Raw genomic sequence first — 2047 nt, 5'->3', positions numbered from 1 at the left:
AGATGTTGCCCGCGACCACATGGTCGACGACCTCACGAACTGTCATCTCGCAGGGCGTCGGATTGTGCCAGGCCTCGGGCGGGATCGACGCGACGACACGTTCGAACTGAGCGGTGCCCGCCTCCAGGAGATCCACACCGCCGGACGCTACCCGCACTATCTGGTCGCTCCCACCGTCAGGGGTGGTCGCATCGAGTCCCGGGCGAGCCGAAGGAGCTGCACATGCGGTCCTTGCTGACGATGACCGCTGTAGTGGCCTGCATGGCACTCCTGCGGGGCACCATCGGCCTCGTCGTAATTCGCCGGCCGGATCCTCGGGATGAATCGGTGTCGGTTGCTGACCGCGGGAGTCCTGTAGTTTCTTGGCGGTGGAGGCGTTTGCGGGACGGTATCGGCTGATCGACCTGATCGGGACCGGCGGGATGGGCTCGGTCTGGCGCGCCTGGGACCTGCGGCGCGAGGCGTACGTCGCGGCGAAGGTGCTCGGGCAGCACGATGCGGCAACGTTGCTGCGGTTCGTACGGGAGCAGTCGTTGCGGATCCAGCATCCGCATGTGGTCGCGCCGCACGGGTGGGCCGCGGACGACGACAAGGTCGTGTTCGCGATGGATCTGGTTCGCGGCGGGTCCGTCGCCACGTTGCTCGGGGATCACGGTCCGCTGCCGGCGTCGTACGTGGCAGTTTTGCTGGACCAGGTGCTGCACGGGCTCTCGGCGGTCCATGCCGCGGGCATCGTTCACCGGGATCTCAAGCCGGCGAACTTGTTGCTCGACGCCACGGGGACCGGCCGGCCGCATCTCCGCGTCTCCGACTTCGGCATCGCCGGCCTGCTGGACGAACCACGGATGACCCGCCACAGCACGGTCCTCGGTACGCCGGGCTACATCGCTCCCGAACAACTCGCCGGCGCCGACCCCGACCCCCGCCAAGACCTCTACACAGTAGGAGCCGTAGCAGCCGAACTCCTCACCGGAACCCGCCCAGAAACCAACGGCGACCTCCCAGCGCCAATCCAGTCGACGAACGGCAACTCGGTGGCCGGCGACAACTCGATGGCCGGCGGCAACTCGATGGCGAAGAGCGACTCGGCGCAGGACGGCTCGGCGCAGGGCGGCTCGGCGCAGGGCGGCTCGGCGGCGGCCGCCGCGTCAGGGGCGGATGGGCGGCTGTGGGAGCTGATCCGGATGCTCACCGCGCCCACACCGACCGGCCGACCCGACTCCGCCGCCGAAGCAGGTCGCCTGCTGGCCGAAACCGGCGCCCTCCCACCGCCTCACGCCACCCCGTGGGCGGATCAGCCGGATCCACCCGAGGTCTTCGACCAGCTTCCCGCTCTCCCACCCACCTGGACCCCCACCGGCCCTGCCACCACGCGGCCGGCACCTGCCCCCCGCCGTACGTCCGAAGAACTGGCGGGACGCCCCTCCACTTCTTCGGACGCAACACCCCCTCCCGCCCACAAGCGCCCCGGCTCGCCGCTAACGTCCGAACAACTGGCGGCACGTCCCTCCACTTCTTCGGACGCAACACCCCCTCCCACCCACCAGCGCCCCGGATCAGCGCGTACGTCCGAAGCGGTGAGGGGCAGGCCCCACGCCTCTTCGGACGTAACGTCCTCTCCCCTCCACCACCTCACCGGCTCGCCGCTAACGTCCGAAGAAGTGCGGGGCAGGCCCCACGCCCCTTCGGACGTAAGCCCAGCGACACCGCCGGCACCGGATGGGGCGCGGCGGGGGTTGGTGGTGGCGGCGGTGGGGAGCTTTGTTGGGGCCGCCGGTTTGTTGGCGAGTGCCGCCTGGTTGCTACTGCGGTAAGAGGCTGAACAACAGCAAGAGCCCGGATCGCTGGATGCGGTCCGGGCTCTTCTGGTGTCGAGCAGCGGGGCTCTCGACGTGCTCAGCGGGTTGGGCCGAGCGTCTCGCGTTGGGTTAGGCGTGTGGTGGCTGGTTGCCACCTGGGCCTTGGTGCGGGGGCTGGGCTGGGCCCTGGTTGGGGTTCTGCTGCCAGCCGGATCGGCGGCGCACTGCTGGCCCTGCTCGGTGCCTTC

1 protein-coding gene is annotated in these 2047 nt (G+C 69.8%); it reads left to right on the top strand.

The window, feature by feature from the left end:
- Positions 1-368 precede the first annotated feature (368 nt).
- Complete coding sequence (locus tag VFG33_RS00715) at positions 369-1814, top strand: serine/threonine-protein kinase (RefSeq protein WP_325021217.1); 1446 nt, start codon at positions 369-371, stop codon at positions 1812-1814.
- Positions 1815-2047 lie beyond the last annotated feature (233 nt).

It is taken from the genome of Kribbella sp. (assembly GCF_035687465.1).
Lineage (GTDB): Bacteria > Actinomycetota > Actinomycetes > Propionibacteriales > Kribbellaceae > Kribbella.
This window is presented reverse-complemented; position numbering and strand designations above follow the sequence as displayed.